Here is a 25,761-nt window from a genome sequence, read left to right as displayed (position 1 = left end):
GGCGTATCGAGACCCACCGCCGCCAACAGCCCAGGCCTGCAGCCCCTCGGGCGCCGGACGCGGCCGCGTCAGTGCGCCGCGTCGTACGCGGCCTGCACGTCCGCGGGCACCCGGCCGGAGCGCGGGACCTCGTAGCCGTGCCGCCGCGCCCAGTGCCGGATCGCGGCGAGCATCTCGGGGCTCTTGCGCCCGGCGCTCGCGGCGATCGAGGTCACCCGGGAGCGGGCCGGCGCCTCGGACAGCGGCCGGGCCGCGTCCACGAACGGCGCGAGCGCCCGGTGCAGGTGCCCGATGTTCGCCGCCGACAGGTCGATCTCGTACGCGTCGTCCCCGACGGAGAAGGACACCGTCCCGCCGCGCCCGGCGGCGATGGGCGCACCGGTGAGATCGTCCACGAGCACGACCTGGGAGACCACGGATCGACGACCTTTCACAGGAGGAGCAGTGCGACCGGACGGACGCACGCGCACGTCCATGGAACCAGATGCGGGCGCACGGCGGGGCCCGGCGCGCGTCGACGAGGGGACGGCGGCCGGCGGGAGAGCCGTCGAAAGCTACTAAGAACAGTTTCCGATTAGCACCTTTAGCGGTGTCCTGTGCGATTCGCCCGCGCCGCCGCCGGGTTGTCACGGCGCCCTCAGAAGCAGCGGCCGGGGCGAGCAGTGGCCGGGACGCACGAAGTCAACTAAGTTGACTTCACTGCTCGACCGCCTAGAAGGAGGACGCATGTCCACGACCGCCCCACTCACCGCCCAGAGCTCGATCGGGGAATGGCTGAACCACCCCGAGGGCTCCGCACTCATCCGCGACGTGCTCGGCGGCGCCGCCGGCGGCTTCGACGAGGCGAAGCTGGCGCCGGTTCGCTCGCTGCCGCTGCAGCAGCTGGTCGCGCTGAGTCAGGGGCAGCTCCCGCAGAGCGTCGTCGACGATCTGGTGCTGCGGGCGAACGGCGGCGTCATGCCCGAGGCCGTGGAGAGCACGGGCTGGCGCGAGAGCGTCACCGCCGGGCGCTTCGCCGGGAGGACCGTGATCGTCACCGGCGCGGCGTCCGGGATCGGCCGCGCCACCGCCTCCCGCATCGCCCGCGAGGGCGGCCGGGTCGTCGCCGTGGACATCTCGGCCGAGCGGCTCCAGGAGTTCGCGGCCTCGCTGCCGGACGCCGAGATCGTGCCCGTCGCCGGCGACATCACGAAGCAGGACGACATCGACGCGATCGTCGCGGCGGCCGGCGAGCGGATCGACGGCCTCGCCAACATCGCCGGCATCAACGACGACTTCTCCCCCGCCCACGAGACCTCGGACGCGGTGTGGGACCGGGTGATCGCCATCAACCTCACCGGCGGCTTCAAGCTCTCCCGAGCCGTGCTCCCCGCGATGCTCGCGGCCGCGGCCGGATCGATCGTCAACGTCGCCTCCGAGGCGGGACTGCGCGGCAACGCGTCCGGCAACGCCTACACGGTCTCCAAGCACGGCGTCGTCGGTCTCACCAGGAGCGCCGCGTTCATGTACGCGGGCAGCGGGATCCGCGTGAACGCCGTCGCGCCCGGCGGTGTCGCCACCGGCATCCCCTTCCCGCCGAACGTCTCCGAGGCCGGCAGCGCCCGGCTCGCCCCGTTCCAGAGCGCGATCCCCTCCGTCGCGTCGGCGGAGCAGCTGGCGGCGTCGATCACCTTCCTGCTCAGCGACGACGGCGTGAACATCAACGGGGCGATCCTGCCCAGCGACGGCGGCTGGTCCGTGCAGTAGTCAGGCGGACGCCGGCGGGCCGGACCGGTCCGCGGGAGTGAGCAGGCCCTGCAGCGCGTCGCCGTAGCGCTCGACGATCTGCTCGTGGTCGGTGGCGAGGAGCACCTCGTCGCCGACCACCCACATCGAGTGCAGCAGCCCGCCGACGAGCGCCGCGGCCAGCCGTGCGCGCAGGTCCGCGTCCGGCCCCGTCATGCGGGCCCGCAGCGGAGCCACGAACGCCTCCTCATGCACGGCGTGCAGCCGGGCGCCGATCGCGGGCTCGCTCCCCCCGCGCACCAGCGCGAGGAACACGGCCTGCGTGTCGCGCTCGTCCGCGAGCAGGGAGGCGACGAAGCTGCGCCCGAAGTCCCGCAGCGGCACGTCCAGCTCCGGGCGGTCCTGGATGCTCACCTGCATCACGTCGAGGAACAGCGCCTCCTTCGACCCGAACCGGCGGACGACGACGGCGGGATCCACCTGCGCCTCCGCCGCGATCTCGCGGACGGTGACCCGCGAGTAGCCGCGCTCCCGGAACAGCCGCTCCCCCGCCGCGCGGATGCTCGCGCTGAGGGCGGCAGGAGAACGGCGAGGCACGGTGGTCGATCGTATCCGAACGGCTGCACCGGCCCTCCGGCGATGACAGCCGCTCCCGCACGACTCCCCACTCCGGCGGAGCGAGGCGCCGGCCCTCCGCCGGAGCGCGACCCCGCTGGGGGCGCGACAGGCACGGACGACCCGGTGCCCGACTGCGGAGTCGGCGCGAGCCCGATGCTCGTCGTCGTCACGAGGACACCACCCCTGTTCCGACGACCACGGTCAGGAGGGCCGACGGTACCGGGCGCCTCCGGCTGGTCCAAGACGGCCTCTTTCCGAGCACCGCCCTGCCCGGCGGTCGATTCGGACGACAGCACGGCGAGGAAGGGACCGTCCGCGTCGATTCGGTCACCCGCTCAGGGAAGGGCGGGCCGGCGGGCGTGATGCAACCGAGACGGGCGACAGCTGAACGGCGGATGTGGAACAGCCCCCGGCGCTGATAGACATCAGCCAGATGCCCTGCGAGCCCGCAGTCGATGCCTCTCCTCCCGCTTCTCGGGACGGGGACAGGCGGCGGACGGCGGCTCGACGACCCGCATCGCGCCCGCCACCACCGATCGAAAGAGCACTGCGATGACGCCTTCCCTCTCCCGTCCCCTCGCCTCCGGCCTCGCCGCTCTGGCGCTGACCGGCGGCCTGCTCGCCGGCGCGGCTCCGGCCTTCGCCGCGAGCGCGCCGCCGGCGATGACGACCGCCTCCGAGGCCGCCGTCTACGAGCCCGCGAACCTCAGCCCCGGATCGCAGCTCGTCAAGGGACAGGGACTCCTCTCCGCGAACGGCGCCGTCCGCTTCGTGCTCCAGGACGACGGCAACGCGGTCGTCTACAACGCGGGCCGGGCGACCTGGAGCTCCGGCACCCAGGGCCGCGGCGAGCGCCTCGTCATGCAGACCGACGGCAACCTCGTCATCTACGACGCCGCCGGCCGCCCCGTCTGGTTCACCGGCACGAACGACTTCGGCTCCACCCTGTGGATCCAGGACGACGGCAACCTCGTCGTCTACCGCTACAGCGGCTCCCCCGCCTGGGCCAGCAGCGTCAACGGACGCATCGCCGCCCCGGACGACCCGATCCTCGAGTCCGGGCAGACCCTCTTCGCCGACCAGCAGCTGACCGCCGGACCCGAGAAGGCGGTGATGCAGGCCGACGGCAACTTCGTCCTCTACGGCCCGCAGGGAGCGCGCTGGTCCACCGGGACCAGCGGCGTCGGCAACCGCCTCGTCATGCAGACCGACGGCAACGCCGTGGTCTACGGCGACGGCGAATCGGTGAAGTGGGCGTCGGGCACCGCGGGGAACCCGGGGGCCGAGCTGTACCTCGGCGGCGACGGCCTCGTCATCGACGGCCCGCGCGGACCCGTCTGGACGAGCCTCAGCCAGACCCGCCGCGACACGCTGCGGGACGGCAGCGTGCTCGTCAGCGGCGACCAGCTGACCTCGACGAGCGGCTTCTGGCGCGCCGTGATGCAGGCCGACGGCAACTTCGTGGTCTACGGACCCCGCGGCGCCGACTGGTCCACGGGCACGTCGATCCGCGGCAGCTTCCTCACTCTGATCGGCGACGGCTTCCTCGTGATGAACGCGCCGGGCACCCAGGAGGGCGAGGGCCACTGGGGCAACGTCCCCGACGTCCTCTTCAGCACCGGCCCGTTCCGCCTCGTCATGCAGAACGACGGCAACCTCGTCGAGTACGACGCGACCGATCGCGTCATCTGGGCCAGCCGCCGCTGACCCCGGCGCTCCGCGCGAGCGCGAAGGCCCGCCTCCCGACCCGGGGGCGGGCCTTCGTGGCCTGCCGCGTCCCCCGGGCGCTGCGCCGCCCCCTGCTGACCGAGGAGCGACCGCAGGGCGCGCATCGAGATCCGGCGTCACCGCGAGGGGTGGGTCTCGAGACGCCGCTGCGCGGCTACTCGACCAGCATGCAGGGCCGCGCGTCGGCTGCGGGCGCCCGGGGAGGTCGGACGCCGCAGACCCGACGTCGACCGAAGTGGGCAGGGTCGCCTCAGCGCGCCAGCAGCCCGAACGACCCGATGACGACCGGCACCACCGCGACGGCCAGCAGGAGGTAGGACAGCACGAGCCCCACCGTCGACTCGCGGCGAGGACCCTCGCGTCGTCGCGCCACGTGGCCGACGACGACGCCGGCCAGCGGGAGGACGTACTGCAGCGTCGTCGCGATCCCGATCACCAGGGGATCGCCCCGCCACAGGTGAGCCACCGCCAGGTATCCGATCGCGTACGACGCGACGGCGAGAACGCCCAGCACGAGCGAGGCCCGCGTCCACCCGCGTCCGGTCCGCCGTGCGGTGCCCGTCTCCTTCATCACACTCATGCCTCCACTGTACGAAGCGACCCTCGCTGTCCACTGGCTCGGACCCGCACGAGGGCGAGGCGGAGGCGCGACGGCTCCCTCACTCGAGCCAGCCGGCGATAGCGCCGACCACGCGGTCGAGATCGGACTCGAGCAGGAAATGCCCGCCGTCGACGAGCTCGACCCGCGCGTGGGGTGCGTCGCGCGCGAAGGCCCGAGCACCGGCCGCGGCGAAGATCTCGTCGTTGCGCCCCCAGACGGCGAGGACGGGGACCCGGGACGTGCGGAGCCAGGCCTGCACGGCGGGGTACAGCTCGCGATTGGTGGCGTAGTCGCGGAAGAGGGCCAGCTGCACGTCGTCCTGCCCGGGGCGGGCGAGGAGCGCGAGGTCGTGCTCCCACGCGTCCGGGTCGACGGTGCCGGGGTCGGGGACCCCGTGGGTGTACTGCCACTCGACGGCCTCGCGGCCGAGGGCCGGCCGGAGGGCGTCGCGCGTCGCGTCGGTCCGCTCGTCGGCGTCGGCCCAGATCGGATCCCAGAAGCCGGGGACGAAACCCTCCTCGTAGGCGTTGCCGTTCTGCGAGATCACGCCGACGACCGCGGCGGGGTCGGCGAGGGCGAGGCGCCAGCCGACGGGGGCGCCGTAGTCCTGGACGTAGATCGTGTACCGGGACACCCCGATGGTCTCGAGGAAGCGGCCGGTCGTCTCGGCCAGAGCCGCGAAGGTGTAGTCGAAGTCGTCGACGGAGGGCGCGGACGAGCGTCCGAAGCCGATGAGGTCCGGGGCGATGACGCGGTAGCGCCCCGCGAGGGCGGGGATCAGGTGGCGGAACATGTGCGAGCTGCTCGGGTAGCCGTGCAGCAGCAGGAGGACGGGGGCGTCGACGGGCCCGGCCTCCCGCCAGAAGACGTCGAGCCCTCCCACGGAGACGGTGCGGTGATGGACGGTGACCATGACTAACCCTTTCAACTAGGTTTGCTGGTTAGCAGGACGCTAGCATAGAGGGACGGGCCACTCGGCGCGGGAGAGCGGGGAGCGATGGACCGGGACGAGGATCTGCTCCTGGCGGTGCTGAACAGCGCGCCCGTGGTCGACGGCCGGCCGACGGACGACCTCGTTGACGCGTCCGGGCCGGAGCTCGCGCGACGGTGGGGCGGCGTCGGCACCGAGCACGAGCTCGAGCGGCTGCGCGGTGCCCGCGACGCGCTCCAGGCCGTCGTGCGCTCGGGCGCACCCGCGGCCGTGGCGGAGCTCTCGGGCGTGATCGCCGACGCCGTGCGCACCCCGCGCGTCACCGCCGAGGGCGTCGAGTGGGAGCTGAGCGCTCCCGAGGCCGATCGCCTCGCGGTGGAGGCGGTCCTCGCCTGGTCGACCGTCAGCGCCCGGTTCCCGGGACGGCTGCGCGCGTGCGCGAACGACGAGTGCAACCTCTTCCTCCTCGACCGCAGCCGGCCCGGCACCGCGAAGTGGTGCTCGATGGCCACCTGCGGCAACCGGATGAAGGCCCGCGCCCACGCGAGCCGGTCGCGGGGCTGACGGCGCCCGCCCGAACCCCACCGGAAGCGGTCCGCACAGCACCGACCGGGCGGCCTCGCCCCTGCCGGTGACGGTGCCGGGGGTCGCCGACCGGAGGAGGCGGAACTTCCGGCCGGGCCTCCCGTCCGATCCCCCACCGGGACGGCGCCCGGCCCAGCGTCCTGGTGTGAGCATCGAGCACGACTCCCTCCCGCCGAGCGGTGAGCCGCCCGCGGAGACCAGGCCCCCGCTCGACGAGCGGCTGACCGAGGACGAGCTCCGCCGCTGGTACCGGCTCCGCGACGAGCTCGCCGCCTTCCCCGCGCCCGCGGGTCCTGGCCGGACGGCGCTGCGGTCGACCCGGAACGCGCTTGACTCTGACGCTGCGTCAACCCGTAGCGTCGCTTCCATCGCCCCGGGATCCGCCCGGGAGGCGGGAACGGAGGACGCGGTGGAGCACGAAGGGCCGGCGCAGGAGTGGTCCGCGCACGAGGTGGCGCGGCTGGCCGGCACGACCAGCCGGACGCTGCGGCACTACGGCGCCGAGGGGCTGCTGCCGCCGAGCCGGCTGGGCGCGAACGGGTACCGCTACTACGACGCGGCCGCGTTGGTGACGCTGCAGCGGATCCTGCTGCTGCGCGACCTCGGTGTCGGGCTGTCCGAGATCGGGCGGATCCTGCGTCGCGACACCGAGCCGGCGGTCGCCCTCGAGCGGCACCTCGACGTGCTGCGGGAGGAGCGGCGGCGGCTCGACCGCCGCATCCGCGCGGTCGCCGGGACCGTCGCGGCGATGAGAGAAGGGAACGGGCCGATGGCCGAGGAGATGTTCGACGGGTTCGACCACGCGGAGCACCGCGAGGAGGTGGAGCGCCGCTGGGGCGCGCCGGCCTACGCCGACGGCGACCGCTGGTGGCGCTCGATGACCGCGGAGGAGCGGGAGCAGTGGCTCCGGCGGCAGGCGGACCTCGCCGGCGCCTGGACCGCCGCCGCGGCGAGCGGCGCGGACCCGGCCGGCGAGGAGGCGCTCGCGCTCGCCGAGCGGCAGCGCGCGTGGCTCGCCGACGTGCCGGGCACGCCCCGCGACGCGTCCGGCACCCCGAGCGACGAGTACCTGCTCGGCCTCGGCGAGATGTACGTCGCCGACGAGCGCTTCGCCGCGCACTACGGCGGAGTGGCCGGCGCCCGCTTCGTCCGCGACGCGCTGCGGACGCTCGTCGAGCGGGAGGGCTGACGCGACGGCGCGTCCGGCGCCGCACCTCCGGCTCGCGGAACCCCCTCCGGCTCGTCGTTCCGGCCGTTTCCAGCGAGCCCGAGCGCACTCCACGAGCCGGAGCACACCCACCACCACCTCGGGCACGCGATCCGCCCTCCGGCACGTCGATCCGCGCGTTTCCAGCGAGCCTGGACCCGATCCGCGAGCCGGAGCGCGCCCGCCAGCTGATGCGGCGGCGGTCCGAGTCCTACGGCGCCCAATGCGCCGATCAGGTGATCGAGCGCTGACACGACCGATCCCCGTTCGGGACCGCGCGGCGCTACTGTTCGGGCATGATCTCCCCCGAGCACTTCCTGGCGTTCGCCCTCGCGTCGGTGGCCCTGATCGTGATCCCCGGGCCGAGCGTCCTCTTCACGATCAGCCGGTCGATCGCCTACGGACGCCGGGCGGGGGTGCTGAGCCTGCTCGGGAACGCGCTCGGGATCATGCCGGCCATCTTCGCCGTGGCCTTCGGTGTGGGCGCCGTCGTGGCGGCGTCGGTCGTCGCCTTCACCGTCCTCAAGCTCGCGGGAGCCGTCTACCTGGTGTGGCTCGGCGTGCAGGCGATCCGCCACCGCCACGCTCACGCCGGCACGGCCGCCACCGCCCCGGCGTCGTCGTGGACCCTCCTGCGCCAGGGCTTCGTCGTCGGCCTGACGAACCCCAAGACGGTCGCCTTCTTCGTCGCTGTCCTCCCCCAGTTCGTGGATCCGGCCGCCGGCCCCGTCTGGGCGCAGCTGCTGCTGCTCGGCTTCACCTTCCAGGCCCTCGCGCTGGTCTGCGACAGCGTCTGGGCGCTGGCCGCGGGTACCGCGCGCTCGTGGTTCGCGTCGTCGCCGAAGCGGATGTCGACCCTCACCGGCACCGGCGGCGTGATGATGATCGGCCTCGGCGGCACGCTGGCGCTGACGGGGTCCAAGAGCTGATCGGGTCCAAGAGCTGATCGGGTCCGCGGGCTGACCGGCGAGGTCCCGGGCAGCGCGAAGGCCCGCTCCCGGATCCGGGGGCGGGCCTTCGTGCTCGGGATCGTCCCGGGAAGCTACACGCCGCGGCTGGCCCAGACGGCGACGCCGAGTCCGTCGTACTCGACGAGGTTGCCGTCGTTCTGCATGACGAGGCGATAGGGCTCGCCGGTCTCACTCGGCTTCGGCGTGTTCTCCCAGTAGCCCTGGCCCTCGCCGGAGCCGGGGGCGTAGACGACGAGGTAGCCGATGTCCAGGCCGACGATGCTGCCGGGGATCGAGGTGCCGGTCGACCAGTCGGCGCCGCGGGCACCGTAGACGACGAAGTTGCCGTCGCGCTGCATCACGGCCCGCCAGGCGCCGTTCGCCGAGGTCAGCTGCTCGTTGCTCAGCAGGAGGTAGTTGTTCTGCAGCGTGTCGCGGCGGAGCTGTCCGGAGCTGCTCCAGAGCGGACCCCGATCGCTGGCACCGATGACGAGGTTCCCGTCGCCGCCGAGGGACATGGTGGCGCCCGGGTTGCCGGCGGTTCCGGAGGACCACTTCACAGAGCCGTCGGCGCCGTAGATCACGGCGTTGCCGTCGGTCTGCATGACGAGGCGGTTGCCGGCGCCGCTGGTGCCGGTGAACCACAGCGGGGTGCTGCCGGTGTAGACGACGAAGTTGCCGTCGGCCTGCATGATCGCGCGGCTCGGTCCGGCGGTCAGCTGCTGGTCCGCGGCGAGGGTCTGCCCGGACTCGAGCGTGAGGACGTCGGGCGCGGCGATGCGGTTGTTGACGAAGCTCGCCCAGGCGGGGGTGCCGGTGGCGCGGTAGACGACGAGGTTGCCGTCGTCCTGGATCGTGAGGGTGGAGCCGGGGTCGTTCGTCCCGGTGAACCAGACGGGACGGCCGGTGGCGTCGTAGATGACGACGTTGCCGTCGGCCTGCATGATCAGGCGGTCGCCGCGGCCCTGGGTGGCGGACTGCCAGACGACGCCGTAGGCGTTGTAGACGACCGCGTTCCCGTCGTCCTGGAAGGCCAGACGGACGGTGCCGTTCGGGGAGACGATCGACTGCCCCTTGGCGAGCTGCTGCCCGCTGCCGAGGACCGATCCGTCGGCGGCGGTGACGGCTGCGGCGGCGATCGACAGCGGCGCGCTCGCGGCGAGGGCCGGAGCCGCGCCGGCGAACAGGCTGCCGGTCAGCGCCAGGGCGGCGAGTCCGGAGACGAGGGGACGGGAGAGGGAAGGCGTCATCGCGATGCTCTTTCGGCTGGTGGTGAGTGGTGAGAGACGGGCGATCGAGCGCGGTCCGCGGGCTCGCAGCACATCTGACCGATGTCTATCAGCGCGGTGCCCGGGTGCACATCCGCCGTCCGGGGGGCGCCGATCTCGGTTGCATCACGACCGCGGGGCGGGGGGCGAGACCGCCCTTCCCAGCAGTCCCTGCTCGCCCCCCTCCGGAGTCAGCCGACCTCGACGCGGCTGCCGAGGAGCCGGCGCAGCCGGGACAGCCGGTTGCGGACCGAGCCGACCTGCACGTCGAGCTGCGCGGCCGCGTCGGCGTAGGAGAGGTCCTCGACCAGGCAGAGGCGGAAGATCTGCTGGTCGATCTCGGGCAGCCGCGAGACGGCCCGGGTGACGCCCTCGAGCACGAGACGGGCCTCGACGAGGCGCTCGGCGGAGAACGCGGTGCCGACGTAGGCGTCGGGCTGCTCGCGGGCGACCTGGCGGATCGCGGCGCGCAGGACGTTGTTGCACTCCAGCCGCGTGGCGACGAGCAGCCACGGCAGGGCCGAGGTGCCGACGAAGTGCGTGCTCGCGCGCTTCCGCCAGAGCGCGAAGAAGACGCTCTGCAGCACGTCCTCCGCGTCCTCCTCGCTGCGCAGCCGCGCGACGGCGTAGCGGTAGACGGCCAGCGCGTGACGGCGGTAGAGCACGCCGAACGCGGCACGGGAGCCTCCCGCCAGCTCGCTCAGCAGGGCGACGTCGTCCGCGGCGGCGCTCTCGCCGGTCATCGCGACTCGAGAGCGTCGAGGCCCAGACGGGCGCACCACTCGGCGTCGGGCTCGTCGCGCGCCGTCGGGAAGACGGCGGCGAGACCGTCGGGGCGGACGCAGACGGCGCTGACCGACTCGTCCGAGCCGCACATCGAGGTCGCGAGTGCGACGCGCTGCGTGATCTCGTCGGGCAGTCCCTCGACCATGATCGCCACCGCGAGATCGGGCTCGTTCAGGTCGGCTGTCGCATAGCAGGCGGCGCCGTCGCGGACGGTGCGGGAGGTGGCGGCCTCGAAGGTGGTGATCCCGGCCGCCACGCCCGCGGCCACGACACCGAGCCCCACGAGCACGCCGACGGTGCGCCGCTGCCGCGAGACTCGCGTCGCCCTGGTGATCCGCACCTCGAGGCGCTCCTCGACGCGCGCGAGCACCTCGTCGTCCCGAGTCGATGCCGTCATCAGTCCCCCCTCTGAACACTCTCACTCGGTAACGTCCGCGGCGCCGCTTTCGTCTCACCGGAATGCGACAGTCCTCGGGCGACTGCGGACGGAGTCGTAGGGTTCCCGCCATGGAGCAGCCCCCTTCTCACGACCGCCCGGTGGACCCGTATCGAGCGGGGAAGCCGCTTCGCGACACGGTGCTGAGGGAGAGGATGCTGCGGCCTCTCTTCATGCTGGTCGAGTAGCCCCGCAGGGGCGTATCGAGACCCACCGTCCCCAGCAGGGCGGGCTGCGGACTCGTCCTCATGACGCCGGTGGATCTCGATGCGCCCGCTGCGCGGGCTACTCGATCAGCAGGGGTCTCCCTCCTACCGACGAGGTGATCCTTCTCAGAACCCCGCCGCCTGAGAGGACGCGTTCTGGCGGCGGATCCGAGCGCGACACGAGGAGGACCAGCGCGCACGACTCCGCGGGGAGACGTGATCGCCGATCGAGGTGGAGTGTTGCGTGCCGCCGGACGACACTGGATCGATGACTCCTCCTTCGCACCGCACGCGACGCCCTCCTCGTCGTCGCGGTGAGACGAAGGCGCTGCGCGTCGTGGCGTCGGTCGTCGCTCTCGGCGTCTGGCTGTGGGTGCTCGCGCACGACGCCGAGGTGTGGCCCGAGGCAGCGCCCGCCGCTACGGCTCCCGCCGTCGAGCCGACGTTCTCGCCGGACGGCGCGGTCTACCGCCACGGCTACTGGGGCCCCATCGAGGATCCGACGTCGGCGCTGCCGATCCAGTGGCGGGACGACGGCCGCTCGTTCGTGATCACCACGGGAGGGAGCGGGCAGTGTCTGAACGAGCCGGTCCTGCTCGAGGTGCTCGCTCCGGACAGCTTGCGCGTCGAGACGAGGCTGCAGTCGGATCCGGAGGGGATCGGCTGCAGGGAGAGTCACGTCCTCGCGAGCTACGTCATCGACACGCCACCCGGGATCGACCCGACGCGGACCGTGGAAATCGAACGCACGAGCGCCGACCTGGCCGGCACCTCGAGCCTGTACCTCGACCCGCTCCCCTCAGGCTCGTAGGGCGCGATCCCGTCGTGATCCGCGAGTCCGGGGTCGTAGTCGGCGCACGGAGAAGGGGGCGAGACCGGGCCCGACCCCACCCCCGTGGAATCCAGGCGACGCAACCGGTCTGTGGCGGGTCGTGAGACCGGAGGGCGGATTCCACCTCTCGAGCGGCGCGTGCGCGCGTGCGCTCGAGAGTCGAAGGAGACGGGGGCCGGGTCTCACGATCGCCCCCAGTTTTCCGCACGGCCGCGGTCGTGTCCAGAGGGGCAGCCCGACGGCATCGCGGGCGCGACCACCCGGCCCCTAGGCTCGCGGAATGGCGAGGCGGAGGGTGTCGGAGCGCGCGCAGGCGCTGCTCCTCCGCCACCCCTGGACGCTGGCGGTGCTCAGCGGCGTGTTCGTGGCGATGATCGTCGTGCTCGCCGCGGACGTGGGCTGGGACCCGGCCGCGGTCGTCGGCGGGGGCCGCCGCCACGCTCCGCTGTGGCTGGTGGCGGGGATCGGGCTGCCGTTCTTCGGCACCGGAGTCGTCGTGGGAGTCGTCAAGCAGATCGGTCTCGCGCGGCGGCGGCGGCGCGCGCCCGTGTCGCCGAGCCCGGAGGTCGAGCGGCTGCGCCGGGAGGGCCCCGGCTGGCTGAGCCGCCGGGAGGACGAGGCGCGTGAGCGGGAGGAGTCCGCGGTCGTCTCGCCGGAAGCGGTCGGCCGGCGCGCAGGGCGAGCAGCCCGACGGAGGGGGCCGTCGTGAGCAGGCAGCAGCCGGCGGCGCTCGCCCAGCCTGCGGTCGCGACCCGCAGGGAGCGGACGGGAGCGGTCGACCAGCTGGACCGCCGGAACGCGCGCTCGTCGCTGACCGAGTAGCCCGCGGAGCGGGCACTGCATGCTGATCGAGCAGCCCGCCTCGCGGGCGTCTCGAGATCCACCGATTTCAGTACCTCGGTGGAGGCGCGCCTGCTCACCCGGGTCTCGATACGCGCTGCGCGCTACTCGACCAGCATGAACAGGCGCCCAGGAGAGGATCGGCGCTCCATGCTGACCGCGCAGCCCACGAAGCGGGCACTGCATGCCGCCTGCGCAGCCATGAAGCAACCGCATGCTGACCGCGCAGTCGCCGAAGCAGCACTGCATCCCGATCGAGCAGCCCGCATTGCGCGGCGCGTCGAGGCCACCCGTCAGAACGGTGCGGGCACGTCGACGAAGCGGGGCTCGGGTGGCGGGTCGGGCGGGCGCCCGGGCAGAGGCGGCGGCCGGTTGCTGATCCGCCGGCCGGTGGGGCTCGTCCAGACGATCGTCCCGCCGGAGTCGACCGGGTCGTAGCTCCACTGCTCTCCGTGCCGGACGTGGTGGTGGGAGGTGCAGAGCATGACGAGGTTCTCGAGGCAGGTCTCGCCGCCGTTGCGCCACTCGAGGGTGTGGTCGGCCTCGCTGGTACTGGCGGAGCGGGTGCAGCCGGGGAAGCGGCAGGTCTGATCCCGCAGCTGCAGGTGGAGGCGCATGCGGGCGGGCGGGAGGCGCTGGGTGCGTCCGACCGAGACGACGACACCGGTGTCCGGATCAGTGAGGACGCGGGTGAAGGAGGCCGCGGTGCGGATGAGCTCACGGGCGATCGGTGCGGGGACGGGGCCGTAGCCGTCGAGGTCAGCGGGCGCCTCGTCGAGGCCGACCGCTGTGGATGCGGCGAGCGTCAGCCGCACCTCGGCGCGGACGCCGGGGACGAAGGTCGGATCCGGCCGGTGCTCGGCGTTCGGCGTGGTCCCGGCGATGTCGCCGTCACAGAGCAGGTCGATCGCGGCGTCGGCGCTGAGCTGCTGCAGGGTGCGGGGGTCGCCCTCGTCGCGCAGCGTGCGGGCGATGCGGCGCAGCCGGTCGTGCGCGCCCACCACCGCGGGTGCCGGGCCGTGGATGCAGAGCGTGGCCATTCCGTCGATGTCGGGCGTGACCCAGGCGGCGCGGTCCTCGCGGGCGCGGGCGTGCCGGTGGGCGAGGGGATCCTCGTGCAGCTCCTCCCGCCAGCGGCGCAGGGCGCGGCGCAGCTGCGTGAGCGTCATCGACGTCGCCGCTTCGGCGGCACGCTCGTCGAGAGCGGCGCGGGAGGCCTCGGGGAGGCTTCCGGCGGTCGCGCAGATCGCCTCCCCTTCCTCCCAGTGCAGTCGCGCCTGCGCGAGCAGCGCCCGCGTGAGCGGCAGGTGCTCCATCAGCAGCTGCGCGTTCTCGAGGCGGCGCGCGATCACCTGCTCCGGCAGGCCCTCGGCGACGGCGAGCTCGGCGCGGATGGAGCGCTCGACGAGATCGCGGGTCTCGCCGGGGGTCGCACCGCGGGCGAAGACGTGCTGGTGGGCGAGGGCCGTTCGGTGGAAGTCGTAGAGGTCCTCGGCCTCGGTGAGGCGGCGCTGCGCCGCGGCGCGGGCGTTCGCGGCGGCCCGGGCGCTGAGCACGCGCAGGTGCTCGAGCGCCTCTTCCGTCGATCCGAACTCCGTCATACGAGTATTGAATCAGGGACCACCGACACTGGGGCCGGCTCGTGGGGGCAGCGGGACGATCGGCGGCTGAACCGGGGCTGTGGAGGAGGCACTGCGTCGGCGGGGCGGGTCTCGATACGCCCTTCGGGCTCCTCGACCGACAAGAACGGGGCCGCCCCGCCCCATGCTGATCGAGTAGCCCGCGCAGCGGGCGTATCGAGATCCACCGCCCCTCGGAGCCGGGTCTCGATACGCCCTTCGGGCTACTCGACCAGCATGGAGCGCCCCGCGGCCAGCTCGACCGGCAGGCAGCGCCCCGCCGCCTCCTCGACCAGCATGCAGCGCCCCGCCGCCTCCTCGACCAGCATGCAGCGGCCCGCGGCCACCTCGTCCGGCAGGCAGCGCCCCGCCGCCTCCGCGACCGGCAGGCAGCGCCCTGCGAGCTCCTCGACCCGGTCGACGCCCCGTGAGAGGCTCGCCCGATGGACGGCGGGGACGAACAGCGCGACGGCGCGGAGCCGAGCCCGGTCGAGTCGACCGAGCGGCTCCTGCTCCACAGACCCGCCGAGACGGACCTGGACGAGCTCTTCGCCCTCTACTCGGATCCCCGGCTGGCCGAGGGCGATCCCCTCCTCCTGCACCCCTCCCGCGCGCACACCCGGGCGGTGCTCGACCGGCGGCGGGAGCAGTGGGCGCGCGACGGCCTCAGCAGCTGGGTGGTCCGCGAAAGGAGCCCGCGCGGCGGACCCGGCCTGATCGGCGTCGGCGGCTGCTCGCTCCTCGCGGGCACGGCGTGGAACGTGGCGTTCACCCTCCACCCGGACCACTGGGGCAAGGGCTACGCGCAGGAGATCGCCAGCGCGGGCATCGACCGGGCCCGACTCCTCCGCCCGGAGCTGCCGATCACCGCGGTCGTCGCGGAGCAGAACCGGCGCTCCCACCGCGCCGTCGAGCGCCTCGGCCTCGTGCGGGCGTGGACGGGCCCCGACGCGCACAGCCCGGACCCGACGGCCCGAGTCGTCCTGTACGCCGACCGCCCGCTCTCGGCGGAGCGGATCGGCCTGCTGACGAGCTGACGCCTCCTGTGGTTGGGTTGCCGCACCGACCACACCTGGAGGACGACGATGCCCGACCACGACGAGACCTGCGCAGCCGAACTCCGGAGCCGAGCAGCGGCGGTCCCGGCATGAACGGCGTCGGCCCGATCGACGTCGCCTTCACCGCGCCGATCGGCGTCACCGTGAAGGGCGACCTCTGGTCGTGCGTGGAGGTGCCGGACTCCGCCGCGCTGTTCGGCACCGGCAAGTCCGTGAAGGTCGTCGCGACCGTCGACGGCGAGCCGCTCACCGCCGGCCTGATGCCCACCGGCGCCGGCGGCCACATGCTCTCGATCAGCGCCAAGCTCCGCAAGAAGCTCGGCAAGGACATCGGCGACGACGTCGCCGTCCACCTGACGGAGCGCCTGACCTGACGGCCGGACCGCGGGAGAACGGTGGATCTCGATACGCCCGCGGAGCGGGCTACTCGATCAGCATGGGACGGCTGCTCGGTCAGCACGCGGTCACGGCAGGACGCCGTCCGGGCTCCGCCACTCCGGGTGGCGGGCCTCGACGGCGTCGGTGGTGGCGTACTGGGTGTCCGTCGTCAGGGCGAACGGGCTTTGGACGTCGATCTGCACGTAGTCGAGGCGGTCCCGGACGGAGACGTGCCAGTCGCCCGGGGAGTCGCCGTCCCAGGTCGCGGTGCCCTCGGCGCCCGGCCGGGTGAACCACAGCTCGGCGCCCTCGCCGGTCTCCGCGGCGTCCTGCGTCAGCTCGTCCGCGACCCAGCCGTCGGCGAGCAGCTCGCCGCCGATCGCCTCCTGGATCTCCCGGCTCGCCTCGGGCCCCGCCCCCTGCGGCACCAGGCGCAGGAACAGCTCGACCCAGCGCTCGTCGTCGTGCCGAGCCGAGGGCTTGCCGCCCCGCACCGACACCCGGAGGTCCGCGCCGATCAGCACCGGATGCAGCGACTCCGCGGCACCCACCGCAGTGTCGCCGAGCTCCTCCGCGGCGAGGATCTGCTCGTCGACGCCCGCCGTCGGGCCCGTCGCGCAGCCGGTCAGCAGGCCGAGCAGCACGACGCCCGCGATCACCGCCGCCCGCCTCGATCCCATCGGTCCACCGTAGCCACAGGTGCGGTCCACGTCCGCGAGGGCTAAGATCCGCGAGACGCGACCCGACGCGGATGGACGGATCCTGGCCGGCCACGATCGTCGGTGCGCCCGGATCCGGAGACCCCTTGGACGCTCGACGACGCCTGCTGGTGGGGGCCGGAGCGGTCGCCCTAGTGCTGGTCGCGGGGGCCCTCGTGCTCGACGCGACCGCCGGTGGCCCCGGCGACAGCAGCCCGATCAGCGCGGGCGCGACCGGCTCCGCGGGCACCTCCTCCCCCGGCGCACCCTCCTCCGGCACCACCTCCTCCCCCGGCGCCGCCGCGACCCCGGGCGCGACCTCCGCCGCCACCGTCACCCCGCCCGACCCGTCGAACCCCGCCGCCGTCGCCGACCCCTCCGCCCCGCTCGAGGTCTCCGGCCCCGCCCCCGTCGACACCGGCCTGCCCGACTCCACCCCGCGCGCCGCCCTCGTCTCCCTCCCCCTGCCCGCCGCGGCGAGCGCCACCCGCGCGCTGGTCGCCGGCTACCCCTCCGCTGTGGTCGCCCCGCTGCCCGACTCGATCGTCGCCTCGAGCTCGGTCGAGCCCGCCGGCGACGCGCTGCGCTCGGGCCTCACCGCGACCGTCGCCCTCGACGCCGAGCAGATCGTCGAGAGCTACCGCCGCTCGCTCGCCGCGCAGGGCTTCACCTCCGCCGCCGTCGACGCGCCCGCCGACGGCGCCGCGATGGTCTTCACCGCGGGCGAGGACAGCGTGAGCCTCTCCGTCACGCCGACCGGCACCCCGCGGATGAGCTACTCGCTGATCGCAGTCCTGCACCCGAACGGCGGCTAGACGTGTACATCTCCCTGTCCGACCGACCCGAGGGCGCCGCGGAGCAGCCCGCGCGCAGCACCGGCCCGTCGCGCATCGCCCCCGCCGTCATCGCCCTCGGCATCGTCAGCCTCTTCACCGACATCTCCTCGGAGTCGACCGCCGCGATCCTCCCCTTCTACATCACCGCCGCGCTGGGCATGTCGACGCTCGCGTACGGCTTCCTCGACGGCCTCTATCAGGGCGTCAGCGCCTTCGTCCGGATCGGCGCCGGCTGGACCGCCGACCGCACCGACCGGCCCAAGCTCGTCGCCCTCGCCGGCTACGGGTTGTCGATGCTCGCGCGCCTGGGCCTGCTGGCCGGCAGCGGCCCGGCCGCGCTCACCGCCGTCGTCACCGTCGACCGCCTCGGCAAGGGCATCCGCACCGCGCCCCGCGACGCGATGATCTCCGCCTCGTCCGAGCCGGCGTCGCTCGCCCGCTCCTTCGGCGTGCACCGGATGCTCGACACCGTCGGCGCGACGATCGGGCCGCTCCTGGCCTTCGTCGTGCTGCTGCTCGTGCCGGACGGCTACTCGACGGTCTTCGTGCTGTCGGCCGCGTTCGCGACGCTCGGCGTGGTCGTGCTGCTGCTGTTCGTGCCGGACGTGCGGACGCGCATCGCCGGCGGCACGGCTCGAACGAAGCTGCCCTGGCGCCGCCTCTGGGACCGGCGTCCGCGCCGCCTCCTGCTCGCCGCCGGCCTGCTCGGGCTGCTCACGGTCGGCGACGGCTTCGTGTACCTGGTGCTGCAGAGCCGCAGCGGCTTCGCGGCGCAGTGGTTCCCGCTGCTGTACGTCGGAACGAACGCCGCCTACCTCGCCCTCGCGATCCCCTTCGGCCGCCTCGCCGACCGCTGGGGCCGCGCGCGGATGTTCGCGGCCGGCCATGTGCTGCTGCTCGCCGTCTACGTGCTCGCCGCATCGCCCGCCTCCGGGCTCGCGGTGACCATCGCCTGCCTGCTGCTGCTCGGCGCCTTCTACGCCGCGACCGACGGCGTGCTCGCGGCCGTCGCCGGGGCGAGCGTGCCCGCCGAGATCCGGGCGAGCGGGATCGCCGCGGCCCAGACCGTCGTCGCGGTCGCGCGGCTGTTCGCGTCGGTCGGCTTCGGAGCGCTGTGGCTGTGGCTCGGCCGGGAGGGCGCGATGATCGCCGTCGCCGTCGGCCTCGCAGCGGCCCTCCCCGTGGCGGCGCTGCTGCTGCGCGAGCGCTTCGCGGAGAAGAAGGGATGACGGCCGGTCAGGCGGGCCGCCTCTCGGACCGCGCGCGCTGGATCATCGCCGTGGTGGCCGCCGTCGCCCTGCTCGGCGGCGCGGCTGTGTACGGGGCCGGCGCCTGGGCGCGGTACCAGGCGCGCGCCTCCGCCGACTCGGCCGTCGCCGTCTCGACCGGCGCCCCCGCGAACGGCGACCGGATCGTCTTCCGCAACACCGCGAGCGGCCAGGGCTACGGACTGGTCGCCTCCGTACCGCTGGCCGACCCGGGTGCCGCGCGCACCCTCACCGACCGCGCCTGCGACCGCGTCGCCGCGACCGAGTCGATGGAGCTCTGCCTGCGCACCGACCGGGGCGTGCTGACCACCTTCGAGGCCGTGCTGACCGGCGCCGACGGCGAGACCCTGCAGACGTGGCCGCTGCCCGGCATCCCCAGCCGCGCCCGCATCGGCGACGGGATGCTGAGCACCACCGCGTTCGTGACCGGGCACTCGTATGCGCCGACCACCTTCTCCACGCAGACCGTGATCCGCTCCCTCGACCCGGCCGTGCCGGACCCGGGGGATCTGGAGTCCTTCGCGCTGAGCGTCGCCGGGGCTCCGCTGACGGCCGCGGACCGGAACCTGTGGGGGGTCACCTTCGCGGACGACGGAGACACCTTCTACGCGACCGCGGCGTCGGGGTCGCGGACGTGGCTGGTGCGCGGGAGCATGTCGGCGCGGACGATGACGGCGATCCATGACACGGCGGAGTGCCCGTCGCTCTCACCGGACGAGACGCGCGTCGCGTACAAGAAGGACGTCGGCGACGGGGTGCCGGACTGGCGGATCGCGGTGCTCGATCTGGCGTCGGGGGTGGAGACGGTGCTGCCGGAGGAGCGGAGTGTGGACGATCAGGTGGTGTGGCTCGACGACGACACCCTGCTTTACGGCCTCCCCCGCGAGGGCGCGGCGGGAGACACCGACATCTGGTCGATCCCTGCCGACGGCGAGGGCGACCCCGAGCTCTTCCTCGAGCACGCCTGGTCACCGTCGGTCGTCCGGGGCTGATTCGGAGAGCGATATGCGCTCGACGAGCTGCTGAGATCCGTTGCCCACACTTCGCGCGGCGCCCAGGTGCACTGAAGCGGTCTGCAGAAGGTCGTGATCACTAGAGCCCGTAGGAGATTCTTCTGGAATCACGCGAATCACTCCCTGCGCGTCGCCGAGATCTTCTTCACGAGATGCCTGAGTCCTGCACGGAACCCAATGGTGAATAGTGCGACGCCTTCGTCGACAACGGGGCAAGACGGGGGTACGAAAACAACGTCATCCCCTCTACGCTCAGGACATCGTGTCCCTCACGAGAGCCGCACCATCGGAAGCGTCACATGAGTCTTCATCGTCACCCCGTCCGTCGCCTCCGAGCGCTCCTGCTGGCATCCGCCGCGATCAGTGCTCTGGTCGTGTCGGGAATCGGAATAGCCCCGGCCACTGCTGCTGAAGAGCCAGTGGAGCCGACCATCAGGGGGACGATCACCGCGCCTGCGGACGTACCCGGGACGCACTTCTACAGCGTCACTGCCTGGGGCCCGTCCGAAGAGCCTGGCTACGCCTTCCAGATCGGAAACTACGCCGAAGTGACCGTGGAGAGCGGCAAGACTGCGGACTACGTGATCTCGGACGTCGGGTGCGATGACTGCGTCGTGCGTCTCGTCGAGGCGCCGTATGGAGAGGTCATCCCGTCCGTCGGTGATGAGTACTGGAACAACGCCAGCAACCTCGAAGCCGCGCAACCGATCAGCGCGGGAGAGCCGGGAGGTCGAGGGTTCGACTTCTCCCCGTCCGCCTACTCCTTCTCAAGTACCCGCGTAGAGGGATCGGATCGCTACGGCACCTCCGTCGCGGCGACGCAGACGTTCGGCGCCGGAGTGCCCGTGCTGTACATCGCCAGCGGCGCGAGCTGGGCCGACGCGCTGAGTGCCGCCCCTGCAGCCGCCAAGCAGGACGGAGCACTCCTGCTCACAGACCCGCTCGCGCTGCCCTCCGTCGTGGCGAACGAGATCCGCCGGCTCGCTCCCAAGAGGACCGTGATCGTCGGCAGCGACGCAACCGTCTCGAACGCCGTCTACTCGCAGATCGACGCGCTCGTCCGGAACATCGAGCGGATCGGCGGAACCGACCGCTACGACACGTCGCGCAAGATCGTCACGGACGGCTTCTCCTCCGACACGAACGGCTTCGACAAGGTGTACCTCGCCACCGGCAACAATTTCCCCGACGCTCTCTCCGTCGCGCCGGTCGCCGGAAGCATCGGGCACCCCGTCCTGCTCGTCGACGGCGCCCGAAACCAGCTCGACGGACCGACCAGAACACTTCTCAGCAGCCTGAACGCCGCCCGAGCCGTCGTGATCGGACAAACGCCCTCGATCTCGGCAGGGATCGAGAACGAACTGATCTCCTCCGGCGATTTCCGGTACACGGAGCGGATAGGCGGTGCCGACCGCTACGAGACGAGCTGGCTGATCAACGAGAGCTCCTGGTTCGGGAACCTCCTCGACACGACCTACCTGGCATCGGGTGAGGGTTTCGCGGACGCACTCTCGGGCTCGGTGGTCGCGGCGAGCCAGAATCGGCCGATCACCCTCAGCCGACCCACCTGCGTCCCCGCCGACACAGTCGTCTCGCTGAAGCGTCTCCACATCGACACCGCCAGGGTTCTCGGCAGTGAGCTGACCCTTTCCCGCGACGCCGGCAACATCACGCCCTGCTGACTCGGATCGACAGACCGAGGGCGTGAGTCCTCGGACACGATTGCCCCGCGGCAACACGGCGCAACGGTGATCGTCCGAGATCGAGGTGCAATCGCACGGGCCGCCCGCGCGGGCGAGCTTCGCTCAGCCGGAAGCTTTGGCCCGGGCAGGACTGCGAGCGCTCGATACTCCCGAGACGCCGGGAAACCCTGGCTCGATCGTGTAGCACCAGTACCAGCACCTGAGTTGGATTTTCCGCGACGCTCGGCGGGATCAGGAGTGATTCACGGAACGAGGTCTGCTCTGAAGCGTCATCGTGGCGCGAGCCCTGGCCGTCAGCGTTGACAGAATGAACCACACAATCAGGAACACCGCTACCGCAATCGCCGACGCCGCACCGACGCCGATCACCTGAGATCGGGCTTCTTCAGCGTCCGCACTCAGCGCCATCGCAGTGCCGAGGGTTGCCGCGTTGTCTTCGCGCACCTCGGCGAGGCGACGCTCAGCGGAGTCAGCGGCTTCTGTGGCAATGATGAACGGCTCTCGTGCCGCAATGTCCGCTGCGTCCATTTTCGCCTTCAGCTCCGCGTCGTAGCCGAAACTGGCTGGCCAAACGGGAGCTGGAATGCTTCCGTTCTCGACTCCGCGAGCGATCTCGAGATCGTATGTTTGGGCGTTCCTTTGGAGCGCCCCCTCCATGTCGTTCTGCGCGATGATCTCCGCGTTCTGAGCGCCTTTGAGCTTGCTTTCCGCGTCCGCAAGAACTGACGACGAGTCAGCGAGCGCGACATCAGCAGCGGCGGACTGAGCAGACAACTCTCCTGCGCGAACGGCAAGTGTTGACGTCAGAATGATTCCGGCAATCAGGACTAGGAGGACGACAGCAAATGCGACACGCGGGATCAGGGCTGACCGTTTCAAGTACCTGGCGACCGCGTCGTCCTGCGTTAGAGAGGATGACACCTCCATATTCTATGGCTGCTCATGCCGCGGAAGAGGGTTGACCGGGACTCGCTAGGCGCACCCTCTGCGGCCTCATGAATTTCGACCGTGTCTAGAAGCCGAGTGGAACCGTTCGAGTCGACTCGCCGACGACCGGAATGCGGCAACGACCGGGCCATCCGGAGCCAGCTCTCGCTCTGCCGATGGACCTCAGCCTGCAGCGAGCATGGCCGACTGGGGATCGATCGATGGGCTCGACGTCCTCGACAAAGGCGAGGACGCCGAGCCCATGTGGATCAGCCGATGGCCGCCGTCGCCGCGCTCGTCTTCGCGGTGGTGGTGTAGCCCGTCTTCGTCCCGGTCACCTTCACGGTGATGGTCTTCCCTTTGTCAGCGGTGACGAGTTTGTAGGTACCAGTCGTCGCGCCGCTGATCAGTGTGCCCGAGCGGTACCACTGGTAGCTCAGCGAGACAGGAGCCGGGCCCCAAGTGCCGGCGACGGCCGTCAGGGTGGAGCCGACCTTCTTCGTGCCCGTGACGGTCGGGGTCGGGGCGGCGAGCGTGCCCTTGGTGATCACCTTCGCTGCGCTGGACTTCGTGACACTCGTGTACCCCGTCTTGGATCCGGTGACGGCGACGGTCAGGCTCGCGCCGACGTCGGCCGCAGTCGCCGTGTACGTCGCTCCGGTCGCGCCGGAGATCACGGTCGTACCGCGCTTCCACTGGTAGGCGTAGGTCACGGGGCTCGGGCCCCACGCGCCCGGGGCTGCGGTGAGCGTCTGACCGGCGGCCGCCGTGCCCGAGATGGTCGGCGTCGCCGACGTCAGCGTGCCGGCGGCGATCGCGGCCGTCGTGGCGCTGGTCTTGGTCGCCGGCGAGTAGCCCGGCTTCGTCGACGTCACGGACACGGTGAGGGTAGCGCCGGCGTCACTGCCCTTGAGGACGTAGGTCTTCGCGGTCGCGCCGGTGATGTACGCGCCGCCGTTCTTCTTCCACTGATAGGTGAGCGTCGTCCCCGCGTCCCAGGTGCCCGTTTGGGCGGTGAGCGTCGCGCCGACGGTCTTGGTCCCGGTGATGGTCGGCGTCGGCATCAGCGTCTGCAGGGCAGCCTTGACGGTGACCGCCGCGCTCGTCTTCGTCACACTCGCGTAGCCACTCTTCGTCCCGATCACGGAGACGGTCACCGCTGCGCCGGAGTCCGCGGCGACCAGAGTGTAGGTCGAAGCGGTGGCCCCGGTGATGGCAACACCCGCGCGCTTCCACTGATACGCGAGGGTGACGGGAGCGGGGCTCCACGTCCCCGCGACGGCGGTCAGCTTCTGCCCGACCGTCGCGGTCCCTGTGATCGTCGGGGTCAGACCGGTGATCGCGGCAGCATTCGTGACGACCGCGGTGGTGGCACTGGTCTTCGTGGCAGGCGAGTAGCCCGCCTTGGTTCCCGTCACGGAAACGGTCAGCGTCGTGCCGGCGTCGGCCGGCTGGAGGACGTACGTCTTCGCCGTCGCCCCGGAGATGTAGCTGCCGCCGTTCTTCTTCCACTGATAGCTCAGGGTGACACCGGCATCCCAGGTACCCGGGTTCGCGGTGAGCGTCGAACCCACGGTGGTGGTGCCCGAAATCGTCGGGGTGGGCATGAGGGTGAGAAGCGGCGCCGCAACGGCGACCGGGGCGCTCGTGGTCGTCGCGGAGACGTAGCCGGTGCGGCTGCCCGTGACCGAGGCGGTGAGCTTGGTGCCCGCATCCTCGGCCGTCGGCCAGTAGGTGGCGTTGTTCGCGTAGTCGATGCGGGTGCCGTTGCGGAACCACTCGTACCGGTAGTAGCTGGGCTCGGGCGTCCACGCCGGTGCCTCGACCGTCAGTTCTCCCCCGACCGCTGCCGTGCCGGTGACGGTGGGAACCGAGGTCGCAAAGACCCCGGAGACGGCCGCGAGCTTCAACGTGTAGGCGCTGCCGCTCGAATGGCTGCTCGCAACCTGGATGAAGTACGTCCGGTTCGCCTCCGCCGTGAAGTGATCCAGAGCGGCGGTTCCACCCTCGTAGTCCGTCTCGCCGTTGGGCCGGGGGCAGGTCTCCACGTAGGTGGGGTTCGCGCCGTCGGAGTTGTAGACGATAAAGGCCTGCCCGGGCGCGCTCTGCCGCAGGTCGACCTGCACGTTCTGAGTCACCGGCGCCCGATAGCGGTACCAGACGCTGCCGCTCATCACTTCGATCTTCGAGCAGGAGTCGTAGGGGGTGTACCAGTTCGAATCGACTTGAGCGTTCGAGGCCGAGATGGACGCGGGCAATGAGGGGATGGCCGTCGCGGAAGCGACGGTGGTGCCTGCGACAGGAGGGCTCGCGGTGATGCTCAGGTGGACGAGGTCGCTCGGGGTGGCGGGGTCGGGATCTCCCGAGTACCAGCCGAAGGCGACACCGACCTGGAAGTAGTAGGTCTTCCCGGTCTCGACCTGCAGATAGTTGGTCTCGCGGAACTCGGTCTCCACGCAGGCGACGCGGTTGAGCTCCGCGAGCTCGCCGGCCGGGTAGGCGTTGACCGCCGAGTAGTTGTCGCCGACGTAGCCCTGAAGGGTCAGCGTCTGCCGGGCCGTCGCGGTGTAGCGGAACCACACGGACTCGGTGACGTCGGAGTAGTAGTCACTGTGGTCGGGATCTGTCGTCCGGCAGGACGTCGGTTCGTTCGCCTCGAGCGTGGCGCCGTAGTAGGGAGCGCTGGAGGTGACGAACGGAAGCGCCGGGATCACGGTCGCCGAGGCCATGCTGTCGTTCGCCGGAGGGCCGGCGGCGACTCGAGCCTGAGGCGACTCCGAGTTCACCTTCGGGACGGGTGGCCTTTTGACGGGCGGTCGGTCGTGCGGCGCCGGCTCGATGGACGAGTTGAGCGGGGCGGCCGTCTCAGCCACGGCGCTCGGCGCGACGGCGACCATTCCGCCGACCAGAAGCGCCGAGAGGGCGAGTGAGAACAGGCGGGCAGAGCGAGGCATGACTGTCTCCGTGCATTCCAGGGGCGCTGCAGAGCGCACCGCGCGGGAAGCATGGCAGTACTTTCAGTGATCGCGGAGGTTGACTTCTCGAAATGAGCAGAACTACGCAGGCTCGCTCAAGTCGCGCACGGTCGATTGGCCCCAGCCGCCTCGGCCGAGACAGAGATCGGCAACAGAGTCAGCGAATGCTTGCCCAGTACGCAGAACAAGGTTTCGGTCGTCTCCGGCCCCTCTACGCGCGGCTTCGCTGACCAACTTCAATGCGGTGCTGACCGGCGCCGACGGCGAGACCCCGCAGCAGTGGCCGCTGCCCGGCATCCCAAGCCGAACCCGCATCAGCGACGGAATGCTGACCACCACCGCCTTCGCCATCGGCCACTCCTACGCGCCGACCACCATCTCCACCCAGACCGTCATCCGCTCCCTCGACCCCACCGCCAAGACCCGAACGACCTGAAGTCCTTCGCGTTGAGCGTCGCCGGAGCGCCGCTGACCTCCGCCGACCGGAATCTCTAGGTGTAGTTCCTCGGGACGTTGTGAACGGGTGACGTAGAAGAAGACCTCCGGGACGATGTGGGTTACCACACACGCATC

At 71.9% G+C, this 25,761-nt stretch carries 25 protein-coding genes; 14 read left to right on the top strand and 11 right to left on the bottom strand.

Annotated elements, in window-relative coordinates:
- Positions 1-68: 68 nt before the first annotated feature.
- Positions 69-416 (bottom strand): Lsr2 family protein, encoded by a 348-nt coding sequence (locus tag MT351_RS19360; protein WP_123447396.1) that lies wholly within the window; start codon positions 414-416, stop codon positions 69-71.
- Between the two features lie 310 nt (positions 417-726).
- Here MT351_RS19360 and MT351_RS19355 point away from each other — a divergent pair, with 310 nt between their 5' ends.
- Complete coding sequence (locus MT351_RS19355) at positions 727-1,746, top strand: SDR family NAD(P)-dependent oxidoreductase (protein ID WP_243582992.1); 1,020 nt, start codon at positions 727-729, stop codon at positions 1,744-1,746.
- Here the strand turns inward: MT351_RS19355 and MT351_RS19350 are convergent, their stop codons facing one another.
- Complete coding sequence (locus MT351_RS19350; protein ID WP_123736028.1) at positions 1,747-2,322, bottom strand: TetR/AcrR family transcriptional regulator; 576 nt, start codon at positions 2,320-2,322, stop codon at positions 1,747-1,749. It lies immediately after the preceding gene.
- 573 nt (positions 2,323-2,895) lie between these two features.
- Between MT351_RS19350 and MT351_RS19345 the strand changes: the two genes are divergently transcribed.
- On the top strand, positions 2,896-4,050 hold the full coding sequence (locus MT351_RS19345) for a hypothetical protein (protein WP_243582991.1): 1,155 nt from the start codon (positions 2,896-2,898) through the stop codon (positions 4,048-4,050).
- Positions 4,051-4,321: 271 nt separating this feature from the next.
- Here MT351_RS19345 and MT351_RS19340 read toward each other — a convergent pair whose 3' ends face one another.
- A complete protein-coding gene (locus MT351_RS19340; protein ID WP_132435514.1) occupies positions 4,322-4,651 on the bottom strand; it encodes a hypothetical protein in 330 nt (109 codons plus the stop codon).
- Between the two features lie 79 nt (positions 4,652-4,730).
- Positions 4,731-5,585 carry an alpha/beta fold hydrolase gene (locus MT351_RS19335; RefSeq protein WP_243582990.1) on the bottom strand — a complete coding sequence of 285 codons (855 nt, stop codon included), beginning with the start codon at positions 5,583-5,585 and terminating at the stop codon, positions 4,731-4,733.
- Between the two features lie 84 nt (positions 5,586-5,669).
- Between MT351_RS19335 and MT351_RS19330 the strand changes: the two genes are divergently transcribed.
- The 3 genes from MT351_RS19330 to MT351_RS19320 all read left to right on the top strand — a co-directional run bounded on the left by MT351_RS19330 (position 5,670) and on the right by MT351_RS19320 (position 8,324).
- Positions 5,670-6,167, top strand: coding sequence for a CGNR zinc finger domain-containing protein (locus MT351_RS19330; RefSeq protein WP_243582989.1), 498 nt, complete (start codon positions 5,670-5,672; stop codon positions 6,165-6,167).
- A 430-nt stretch (positions 6,168-6,597) separates the two neighbouring features.
- The gene (locus tag MT351_RS19325; protein ID WP_243582988.1) at positions 6,598-7,377 is read left to right on the top strand and encodes a MerR family transcriptional regulator; all 780 of its coding nucleotides are present in this window, start codon (positions 6,598-6,600) and stop codon (positions 7,375-7,377) included.
- A gap of 314 nt (positions 7,378-7,691) precedes the next feature.
- A complete protein-coding gene (locus tag MT351_RS19320; protein WP_243582987.1) occupies positions 7,692-8,324 on the top strand; it encodes a LysE family translocator in 633 nt (210 codons plus the stop codon).
- A 113-nt stretch (positions 8,325-8,437) separates the two neighbouring features.
- Here the strand turns inward: MT351_RS19320 and MT351_RS19315 are convergent, their stop codons facing one another.
- The 3 genes from MT351_RS19315 to MT351_RS19305 form a co-directional block, all read right to left on the bottom strand.
- Positions 8,438-9,595 carry a hypothetical protein gene (locus MT351_RS19315; RefSeq protein ID WP_243582986.1) on the bottom strand — a complete coding sequence of 386 codons (1,158 nt, stop codon included), beginning with the start codon at positions 9,593-9,595 and terminating at the stop codon, positions 8,438-8,440.
- A 209-nt stretch (positions 9,596-9,804) separates the two neighbouring features.
- Positions 9,805-10,356, bottom strand: a complete 552-nt coding sequence (locus MT351_RS19310; RefSeq protein WP_243582985.1) for an RNA polymerase sigma factor — start codon at positions 10,354-10,356, stop codon at positions 9,805-9,807.
- Entirely contained in the window at positions 10,353-10,796 is a 444-nt protein-coding gene (locus MT351_RS19305; RefSeq protein ID WP_132435529.1) for a hypothetical protein, read from the bottom strand. Before MT351_RS19305 ends, MT351_RS19310 begins: the two co-directional genes overlap by 4 nt.
- A gap of 513 nt (positions 10,797-11,309) precedes the next feature.
- On the opposite strand from MT351_RS19305, the gene MT351_RS19300 reads away from it, so the two are divergent.
- Together MT351_RS19300 and MT351_RS19295 are read left to right on the top strand one after the other, a co-directional pair.
- Positions 11,310-11,852, top strand: a complete 543-nt coding sequence (locus MT351_RS19300; protein WP_243582984.1) for a hypothetical protein — start codon at positions 11,310-11,312, stop codon at positions 11,850-11,852.
- A gap of 301 nt (positions 11,853-12,153) precedes the next feature.
- Positions 12,154-12,582, top strand: coding sequence for a hypothetical protein (locus MT351_RS19295; RefSeq protein ID WP_243582983.1), 429 nt, complete (start codon positions 12,154-12,156; stop codon positions 12,580-12,582).
- A gap of 424 nt (positions 12,583-13,006) precedes the next feature.
- On the opposite strand, the gene MT351_RS19290 is transcribed toward MT351_RS19295, so the two are convergent.
- On the bottom strand, positions 13,007-14,314 hold the full coding sequence (locus tag MT351_RS19290) for an HNH endonuclease signature motif containing protein (protein WP_243582982.1): 1,308 nt from the start codon (positions 14,312-14,314) through the stop codon (positions 13,007-13,009).
- Between the two features lie 461 nt (positions 14,315-14,775).
- Between MT351_RS19290 and MT351_RS19285 the strand changes: the two genes are divergently transcribed.
- Complete coding sequence (locus MT351_RS19285) at positions 14,776-15,369, top strand: GNAT family N-acetyltransferase (protein WP_243582981.1); 594 nt, start codon at positions 14,776-14,778, stop codon at positions 15,367-15,369.
- A 110-nt stretch (positions 15,370-15,479) separates the two neighbouring features.
- Positions 15,480-15,764, top strand: a complete 285-nt coding sequence (locus MT351_RS19280) for a DUF1905 domain-containing protein (RefSeq protein ID WP_132435539.1) — start codon at positions 15,480-15,482, stop codon at positions 15,762-15,764.
- A gap of 90 nt (positions 15,765-15,854) precedes the next feature.
- On the opposite strand, the gene MT351_RS19275 is transcribed toward MT351_RS19280, so the two are convergent.
- Positions 15,855-16,448: a hypothetical protein gene (locus MT351_RS19275; RefSeq protein WP_243582980.1), complete on the bottom strand. Its 594-nt coding sequence runs from the start codon at positions 16,446-16,448 to the stop codon at positions 15,855-15,857.
- A gap of 125 nt (positions 16,449-16,573) precedes the next feature.
- On the opposite strand from MT351_RS19275, the gene MT351_RS19270 reads away from it, so the two are divergent.
- The 4 genes from MT351_RS19270 (at position 16,574) to MT351_RS19255 (ending at position 21,265) form a co-directional block, all read left to right on the top strand.
- Positions 16,574-17,281 carry a hypothetical protein gene (locus MT351_RS19270; RefSeq protein WP_243582979.1) on the top strand — a complete coding sequence of 236 codons (708 nt, stop codon included), beginning with the start codon at positions 16,574-16,576 and terminating at the stop codon, positions 17,279-17,281.
- 2 nt (positions 17,282-17,283) lie between these two features.
- Positions 17,284-18,531: an MFS transporter gene (locus MT351_RS19265; protein ID WP_374204794.1), complete on the top strand. Its 1,248-nt coding sequence runs from the start codon at positions 17,284-17,286 to the stop codon at positions 18,529-18,531.
- Positions 18,528-19,562, top strand: coding sequence for a hypothetical protein (locus MT351_RS19260; protein ID WP_243582978.1), 1,035 nt, complete (start codon positions 18,528-18,530; stop codon positions 19,560-19,562). Before MT351_RS19265 ends, MT351_RS19260 begins: the two co-directional genes overlap by 4 nt.
- Before the next feature lie 440 nt (positions 19,563-20,002).
- Entirely contained in the window at positions 20,003-21,265 is a 1,263-nt protein-coding gene (locus MT351_RS19255) for a cell wall-binding repeat-containing protein (RefSeq protein WP_243582977.1), read from the top strand.
- A 252-nt stretch (positions 21,266-21,517) separates the two neighbouring features.
- On the opposite strand, the gene MT351_RS19250 is transcribed toward MT351_RS19255, so the two are convergent.
- Complete coding sequence (locus MT351_RS19250; protein ID WP_243582976.1) at positions 21,518-22,207, bottom strand: hypothetical protein; 690 nt, start codon at positions 22,205-22,207, stop codon at positions 21,518-21,520.
- Positions 22,208-22,482: 275 nt separating this feature from the next.
- Positions 22,483-24,942 (bottom strand): hypothetical protein, encoded by a 2,460-nt coding sequence (locus MT351_RS19245; protein WP_243582975.1) that lies wholly within the window; start codon positions 24,940-24,942, stop codon positions 22,483-22,485.
- 490 nt (positions 24,943-25,432) lie between these two features.
- Here MT351_RS19245 and MT351_RS19240 point away from each other — a divergent pair, with 490 nt between their 5' ends.
- Positions 25,433-25,624, top strand: coding sequence for a hypothetical protein (locus MT351_RS19240; protein ID WP_243582974.1), 192 nt, complete (start codon positions 25,433-25,435; stop codon positions 25,622-25,624).
- Positions 25,625-25,761 lie beyond the last annotated feature (137 nt).

The sequence above is a fragment of the Rathayibacter sp. VKM Ac-2926 genome (assembly GCF_022815565.1).
GTDB classification, from domain to species: domain Bacteria; phylum Actinomycetota; class Actinomycetes; order Actinomycetales; family Microbacteriaceae; genus Rathayibacter; species Rathayibacter festucae.
This window is presented reverse-complemented; position numbering and strand designations above follow the sequence as displayed.